The organism is Virgibacillus sp. DJP39 (assembly GCF_049310925.1).
Taxonomy (GTDB): domain Bacteria; phylum Bacillota; class Bacilli; order Bacillales; family Amphibacillaceae; genus Virgibacillus_F.
On the sequence record NZ_JBMERP010000113.1, the window covers coordinates 1 to 8,523 of the forward strand.

Below are 8,523 nucleotides of genomic sequence, written 5' to 3' on the forward strand. Positions count from 1 at the left end.
TAATCTTTTCAGCAGCCTTTACAGTAGTGATTAAATTTGGCGGATTTGTTAATAATGCTGTCGGTGAACCAGAACCTTTTAACCGTTTAATTGGATTCAATGGTTCATTATCTGGACCAAGCACGATATCAACCTCAGCTGGTCGGTATGTTTGAAGGGGCAATTTTGTTAGTGGATCTTTACTGATTCGCAATTCCTCTGTATTAAAACGTCCGACAATGTCTAAGTCCAATAAAGGTAAAAGTGCAATCCCTTCCTCGTTCTTCTTGTGATCAATTAATTTCGGTTGTCTAAAAACGTCGGTAGGTAAATAACCTTGAAAAAATTTGTAATCAAAATCAAGCGGTTGATTAGCTACTTCATAACTAGTAGACCACCTTTTAGGAAAAGGACTTTCGGTAGGATGGAGAGAAGAAAACGCTCCTTGTGGCGCATCCTTTGCTTTATCATAAAGGAAGTCATAGTTCTAACCTCCACATATCCGTTTGTACAATCTCAAGTTCAACCTCCACCCTAGGCATGGATCTCACTCCTCGTATCCTTTATAACCTTGCCATTCTTCATTTCCACGATTCGATCTGCTCGTGAAGCCAGCTCAGGATCATGAGTTACAAAAATAACGCCACATCCTTTTTCTTTATTTAACGCAATTAACCGTTCAAATATAACCTCTCCTGTATGCGTATCAAGGTTCCCAGTTGGCTCGTCCGCTAACAACCAGCTTGGTTCGTGAACGAGCGCACGTGCAATAGCTACACGTTGTTGTTGACCACCAGAAAGCTGAGAGGGCAACGAATTAAATTTATCATCTAAACCAACCTGAGTTAGTAAGTTTTCTGCACGTTCTTTTTTATTGTAAGAAACTTTTCGTGAAAATAATGGTGCCATGACGTTTTCTAGGGATGTTAGGGTAGGTAGCAAGTGGAATTGCTAAAAGATAAAACCGATATTTTCAAAGCGAAAATCGGCTAGCTTTTTCTGTTTCAGTTTGTTGATTGGGTTATTCCCATAGATAATTTCGCCTTCTGTTGGTAAGTCCAATGCTCCGAGTAAACTCAGTAACGTTGACTTTCCTGATCCTGAAGGTCCTACAATCGCGACAAACTCCCCTTCTTCAAAACGGATGTTGATACCCTCTAAGGCATACGTACTAATACCGTCTCCTTGAAATACCTTGTTCACATTGGTACATTCCATCTCATGTGACATAATTGATCTCCCCTTTATTTAATTACTCTGAATTCTTTCTCTATATTAATCATAGCATAATTATTAGAAAAGTGTAATAAACATCTCCCCTTTGATAAATGCTTTCTTCATATAGATTGTAAGGGTTTGAGGTTATCGCTCCCTTATCCCTATTCACACCGTAAATATGATTTTCACCACATACGACGTTTAAACTAATCCTATTCATTTACGTGTAATCATTCATAACCACTATATCTAGTTTAATATAACTAGTCAGAATACCTTGTAAGGTTTAAAATATTTTAAACTTGGGCGTAATGTAATCCCATTAAAAAATACAAATAAGAGTAAAAAAGCCGACTTCATCAATTTTTTTACTCTTATTTGTATTTTGATGATCCTGCTTTCAGTAAATGTACACGGACCCAGGTATGATTGGTTACATGCGATTACTTTTTCCCTAAGACATTATTCATCATTCGTAATGTTTGAACAGAGTAGTACATTCTATTGGACCCTGTTTATATAAATTGATTCTTGTAATCATTGCGATATCATTAATTTCTTTCTCACTTAACTGACTGTGTGCTGATCGAAGTTGTTTCAAATACAAAATAGTTTTCTCCTCTTATCGCTACTACCTAGAAAACTCCATATCGTTGCTTAATTTTCGTCCTACAAATGACAAAAAGCACGCTATCCTTAATTGGGCAGCGTGCTTTTCTTTCGTGCAGAGCGTTAGTGTCATTCAACATCTTTGACGACCTTTTCAGTACCCGACTTTGTTGTCGAGTTCCCGACTTTGTTGTCATCCAACAAATGTTGTTAGATGACAACAAAGTTGGGTACTATGAAACGCTTGAACCCGCATTCCTATGTTATGTGAATTGACTCACGAAAAACAAAGTCGGGTACCGTTGAAATTACTTCGTTACAAAAAAGTCGGGTACTAATGTTGCTATTTATCATTTGATTTAAAATACAAACCCCGTTTCACCGAATGAACTATTATAGCAATTAAAGCCACGATATTAAACGTAACAATGAAATGATTATACGAATGGTAGGAATTACTATGTGGATTACTAATCATGATTAGTTCCACAACAATAACAAAACATAATATATAGAAAGTGAAATTGTACATATATTGATAACCTTTAACCGAAAAAAAGTGTATCGTCATACAAAAAATAGAAACAAATAAAATGGACCAAAAAATTGTTTGACTTTGAAAGTATTCAATAAAAAGGGACAAACAACTAAGAACTATCGCGATCTGACAAATAAGATACTCCTCTTTAACATTCCAAAAATAATGCGTGATTTTATCCAATTTTAACACCCTTTTAATAAATTCAACCTACTGTTCCTTCCCCCTTTTTTCTTTTTCTGAAGTTATTAATAAGAAAATAGCGAATCCTAACACCGCTAGCGGACTGAAATCATTAGTCGACATACTGTTTCTTATTTGGTCGGAAAATATTAAAGCTCCAAAAAATATCAATAGTCCATACAAGCGGATACTATTGCTCAATTTAATTCTTTTGTCTCTTGGTTTATCAGTAAACAAAGCTAACTCACTTATCGCTATAATGGTGGAAAAAATGGTTATACCATTTGTAAACGCCTTCGGAAATTGATATCCAATAAATGAAGCTATTGTTGATAAAATAACAAGGCAAATACTAACAAAAAAAAGTAAACCAAATTTTGTTTTTATTGTTTCTTGTGAAATTCGATAAATACTAAATCCACAAATACTTGCTAAAATGACATAAATAATAATTGTTATGCCCAAACCTGTACCTTCTTTCTATACTAATATTTTTCTAGCCGTAACCCTTTTTCAACAATGTGTACGATTACCTATTATAACAAATATTAGTAAGTCGAAACGTTTCCTTTTCCTAAAGGTGTTTTCTTTCGTGCAAAAAGTTGTAATCATTTAGCTTAGTACATAAATACAAAAACCACAATACAATCAAAAAAAGCAAAATGCTCTATGCACCTTGCTCCTTTTCTTAAACCAATTTAGTAAACAGTTTTATATTCCGTTACTTTTAATGAAATCAACCTTTTCACTTCATTTGAAACGAACTTATTAAGTCCTGCTTTATTATAAACCTGCCATTCAATGATAGGTTCATTATCTTTTTCCATTTTCTCTACAATGAACGCTACACGTCTCATTTGAAATGATTCCACATCCTCTTTCACCTGGTGAATATAATCCATTGTTTTCGGGAGTTTATCCGCGTTATTTCCAAATAATGATTGCTTGTTTAATCTTTTACCAATCGCGGTAACCGTAATTCTTGTTGGCTTTACACAGTTTGAATCCCAGGTTCGGACCATATCCTTTACCATCCCCAACAACTTTTCATCACGCTTTTCCCAGTTGACACGTTGGTTGGGAGGTTGGGTTCTTTTCATTATCGGGGAATTTTTATAAAGCCAATCACGACCGTATCGATATAGGTATGCGTATATATCAGGTGCATTTTTTCGTAGTTCTGTTTTTGATTTTTCTGGGTACATCTCTTGCAACGTAAGCCATTTGCTTTTTCTTTCCATCAATTGTCTTTCATAATCTGGAAAGGTCTCTTTGGGTGTGTTTTGTTTGAATTTTGGTGGTTTCCAAGAAACGTTTAAATCAAGTAAAGATGCGTACTTTTTCACCGTTGCACGGTCAGCATGTAACTTTTTTGATATACCTGTAAGTGACTTTCCTTCGTGAACTAATTCCGTTAGTTTTGCTTTCCACACTTCCCCGAATTCTTTTATCGTACCAATGCGATATCGGTCTTCAATATTATTATCTGGACCTCTCCTTGAAAAAACGAAACCACATTTACAGTGAAACGTTCCAACTGGTCTCCCCGTATCGTAGCAGCTCATTATCGTTAAAGAGGAAACGATTGGCTTGCGATAACTAGGGCAAGCAGTATTAAGGCATAACCAAGGACCACTTCCAAAAGGTTGATACTCTTTTTTGTTTAATAAATGATCCAAATCCGTTTTCAGTAACAGCATGACCAACAAATGACGTATCGGATGAAATGATTTACGATGTTTTTGAAAGATCATTGTTAGCCAATTCGTTTCGACGAAATCAACTGGAGATTGCAGTAATTCTAAACACTTTTCGGAGTATTTTATTTGGAAGTCTTGATATAAATTTTTACGCTTTATAAAACCATTCGGACTTGCATATCCTTTTTGCTTTAATAAAGCCAGATACTTATCCCTAATGGTATTCGGGTTTGATTGCCGAAAGGAACTTACTAACAAGGACTCTGTTAATTGGGCAATCTCTAAAAGCAGTTGTTTCTCATCGTCATTAAAAGCAGTTAGATCTACTTGTGTTCTTTCTATCGAAGGCGTAAGAACAACATAATCATGTTGATTTTCAGAATGTAAAGGTGCCTTTGTTTCTTCCAATGCCACCTCATGCTTCGGACAAATAACTACACCTGGTGCCTGATGGGTACGGTGCCAATACGTTTCACCATACGCGTCCGTATCTTCTTCGATACACCCGTGACACACCCAAAGGCTAGTTTTCGTTTTCACACTACTGGCTGCAACACCTGTACGGGTGTGTATGCTGCCTCCCATATCAGATTTCATTGATTGAGCAACCTGCTCCGCCTGCTGCGGGAGCAAAAATGCTGCATAGTACGGATACATTGTATGGTACGTAATAAAATAGTCTGCATCCCACTCATAATCAATTCCTGTTAACAGCACATCTAAATTGGCTGGTAAGTCTATAACAGATCGAATGGTCCGTTTCCCGAACAAATCTTCAGTTGTCATCTTAGGGCTGGTGTTTCCAGAACGTACATGGTACCTAGAAAATATGCTATATAAAAGTTCATCAGGATACGGAGTCGGAAACCAATGTACCATCTTCTTCCCCCCATTCTTCATCTATTGGATGTTTAATAATGTTGTTTTCGTTAAACCATTCATATACTGATTTTTTCTTTTGCCTCGCTTCTTGCATAATTATGATCAGTTCATTTTGTTTGGACATTTCTTTCGTTTTACGCTTGCTGGTAGTAGCTTTATTTTGTTTGGCTTCTTTTTCGATTAGAATTTTGATTGCCTCTTTTATTGCTGTGTTTTTTTCAATTTCTTCGCCGAACTTCTTCAGAACCTTCTTTACGGTACTATTGATTTCTTTCGGTTCAAAATCCATAGATAACAGGTGCAGTGTCACTTCTTCTACAAGGGACTGTTCCTTTTTTTGGCGCTTTTTGTCTTGTAGTTTCTTTTGAATACGTATCTTTTCCTGAAAATCAATAGAGGATTTGTATTTTTCAACCTCCTCTTCCATATCAATGGGGCGAATATCTTCGTACTTAGCAATCTCGCTTGGATTTCCTGACTTTAAGGCATTTAGCATCGGTTTGACTAATTTTAAACTGTCGCTTGTTACTTGTTTTATTAGTTGTTTAGTTAGTTTTTCTTCCCCAGTTGCGATAGCTTTTACTTGTGAAAGCATGAACAGCTTAAGGGCGATATCGATAATCCCTTGACTTTCCTCATGAATCAAATCATTTAGTTCGCTTGTTAGTGGGGTAAAGTTCGTTGTCCACTGGTATTCCCACATCCCTTCTATAAATAAATCCCATGACTCGTTTTTTGGCATCTGAGACCATACCATATCACCTTGTCCACTCCCTCGCCTTGCTTGTCGAAATTCACTTTGTAACACCGAAATAGCTTTATTGGTTCCGATTAGCAATACTGGAATACCAATGGTATTGACTAAGGTAACGAAAAAATTCAGCATTTTGTCAGAACCGCCACTTTTACTAAGACTAAGGTGCTGAATTTCATCGATTATTAATAAACCGACCCCATGAAGACCTGATAGATGAGCCATTCTTTGTAACATGAGATCGGTTGTGCTTCTTTGTGATCCAAATTTATTTAAATAGTTCGACCCCAACAAACGATCCAATTCCGAAAAAAAGCTTATACATAAACCTTTTAGAGACCCATCGAATGGACAATCCAATTTCAACCAACTAATTTGCATGAAAATAAATGGCTTCGATTGATACTCATGATGTTTAATTATTTGCGGATAAAACGACAGCACCCGTTCAATTGCAGTTGATTTTCCAATTCCTGAAAAACCTACAATGGTAAAGCCAGCAGTGGCTCGCCTTACCTCTGTTTCATAATTTGTTAAAAACTTACCTTCTTTGATAGCCTGGTAGCTTTCTTGAGTGCGCATAACTTCTTCTATCTTCATGGGGTTTCGGTGCAAATATCCTTGACGAATTGCTCTGGAGATCCGTTGTTCCAAGTCTAAATGATTTTCAAATGGTTGGAAGTATTGAAATAAACGCTGTACACAATGAAACCGATAATTAGCATTTAAAAAACGCTCTTTTTCATCGAACGGTGGAAATACCGATATTTGTTCAATCACATCTTCGTCCGTGAATATTGGAGGAAGAGCTTCAATCAATGGGTTACTCTCATAATCTTGGATAATTTGCGAGCTATAAACAGCGTCCACCTTTTTCCCGCCATAACTATTTGGTATTTCGTTGATTACCTCTTGCATGAATTAGTTTCTCCTTTTGCTTTTGACGTAATAATGCGATTTTGGTTGACGCATGTTTTGATGCTGCTGCATCCTCTTCCTTTTCTTTTGATATAGTCACATCATGAAATTGGTCAGCGCCTCCTAATAAAAATGCTTCTTGTTTTCTACGTTCCTCTTTTTCATGTGCTCGATTATCTCGTATCCCTTTGACTTTCTGATTATTACTCATCGGTATTTCTTCTTTTTTAAATGATTTTCCTGCTTGTTTAACAATGTGTTCGATGTCACTATCTAAATCAGACTTTTGTTGTTTTTCTTCGTGATCATATTCCTGTTCTTTCATAGTTTCGTAATCAAAATAGTATTGTACTTCCTCTAATGTTTTTTCCTGGTATTTCTTTTGGTGATCTAATAAAGTTGCAATTTCATACCCCATACCATCTTCATCAGGTATATAAATATTCGCCATGTTTCTTGGATCATAGCAAATAGGGATTTGCCAACTCTCCTTTTCCGCTTCAGCGAACCACCCTTCAGATAATGCTTTTTGGCTGGTGTACCTCATTTTCTTAAATTCAATCCCTTTGTACATCACCCTGGCTTTCGCTGTTGGGAGCAAATGTAGTTTCACGATGTCTTCAGGGTAAGAACGAAGCTTACCAGAACGGTTCTTTATACCCCAATTCCACAATTCACGAGGAATTAATGAAATTTCATCTTGAATCATCATCTCATTTTGGTTGTATTGCTTTAACCAATGGTGGTTGTTGTGATGAAGAACACATCGAATAATAACACTAGTAAATTCATCTAGGGTTAACGTAGCATCTAAACGGTAATCTCTATCCCCTCTAACCTTCACATCCATGTCCACACTACCTGGTGTAAAAGGTTTGACTTTTGTATGAATCGTTCTAAAGTATTGTTCGACTATCCCTTTCCAATCTGCACGGTAAGGTGGTGTATTTTCCACTTTTATATTAAAGGCAGTGATAAGACGCTCAACATTGTACCCTTCTAATTCTCCTCTATCTGCCAGTAGAGTTTGAGGTAAATAGTGACAATCCCAGTCATCTTTTGTTATATCAATCCCATATTGTTTACAATAGGAAGCTTTGTCACAAGCAGTGTTTGCCAGTGCCATCATTGCTCCAAACCAAGATGGTCCTTCAAGCCCTACATACAACCCAACTACCATGCGACTAAACACATCAATGACCACATAAATAACAGGTCTTCCGATAATCCAGTTTCGGTTAAATGAACTCACAATGTAAACATCTGCAACGGTAGCATCGATTTGAAATTTGGTTCCTGGTCCATACATTTCACCCACTGATGTGCCTAACACTGGGCGATTCTCTAACTCATGCTTTCGATTGCCTTTTCTTTTTCGCGACTTTTCTTCTGAACGATACGTTTTTCCATACCAATACTGAAACTGTCGAAGTGTTGGAAGCTTATCTCGATCTTCGAGTATTGGTTTTTTTACACCATTATCATATCGATAATCGGCAACAAAAAAAGTTTTAAGCATTTGACCATAGGTGAATGACAGTGGGTTTTTCTTTGTTGTGTGATAAAATCTTGTAACACTAACTCCGAAGATTCGTTTAATCTCGTCCGTAATAACGATGCCCTCACCAATCACCCTTTCAAATTTTCTCGGTCGTCCCGTTTTTTTATCAGTGAATTCTCTATCTTTTCCTCTCCCGCCAGATTTACGGTAGTCTGGCAGTAACGCATTCGGTACTTTACCC

The 8,523-nt window shown here is 36.7% G+C and carries 6 protein-coding genes and 1 pseudogene; all 7 read right to left on the reverse strand.

What is annotated here, in order from left to right; translation table 11 throughout:
- The coding region (locus ACOI1D_RS20065; RefSeq protein WP_422503798.1) for a hypothetical protein at positions 1–232 on the reverse strand (232 nt) is incomplete at its 3' end.
- 281 nt (positions 233–513) lie between these two features.
- Positions 514–1,209, reverse strand: a pseudogene (locus ACOI1D_RS20070) (ABC transporter ATP-binding protein).
- A 457-nt stretch (positions 1,210–1,666) separates the two neighbouring features.
- Positions 1,667–1,804, reverse strand: coding sequence for a hypothetical protein (locus ACOI1D_RS20075; protein ID WP_422503800.1), 138 nt, complete (start codon positions 1,802–1,804; stop codon positions 1,667–1,669).
- 750 nt (positions 1,805–2,554) lie between these two features.
- A complete protein-coding gene (locus ACOI1D_RS20080) occupies positions 2,555–2,992 on the reverse strand; it encodes a hypothetical protein (RefSeq protein WP_422503802.1) in 438 nt (145 codons plus the stop codon).
- Between the two features lie 233 nt (positions 2,993–3,225).
- Entirely contained in the window at positions 3,226–5,106 is a 1,881-nt protein-coding gene (locus ACOI1D_RS20085) for a TnsD family transposase (RefSeq protein ID WP_422503803.1), read from the reverse strand.
- Positions 5,075–6,781, reverse strand: coding sequence for an AAA family ATPase (locus tag ACOI1D_RS20090; RefSeq protein WP_422503804.1), 1,707 nt, complete (start codon positions 6,779–6,781; stop codon positions 5,075–5,077). The genes ACOI1D_RS20085 and ACOI1D_RS20090 overlap by 32 nt, the downstream gene beginning before the upstream one ends.
- Positions 6,750–8,523: Mu transposase C-terminal domain-containing protein (locus ACOI1D_RS20095; protein WP_422503805.1), on the reverse strand; the 1,774-nt coding region annotated here is incomplete at its 5' end. The genes ACOI1D_RS20090 and ACOI1D_RS20095, both read right to left, overlap by 32 nt.

Excerpts from the sequence above, each read along its gene's own strand:
- ACOI1D_RS20085 (WP_422503803.1), bottom strand. The coding sequence starts at position 5,106 with ATGGTACATTGGTTTCCGACTCCGTATCCTGATGAACTTTTATATAGC.
- ACOI1D_RS20090 (WP_422503804.1), bottom strand. The coding sequence starts at position 6,781 with ATGCAAGAGGTAATCAACGAAATACCAAATAGTTATGGCGGGAAAAAG.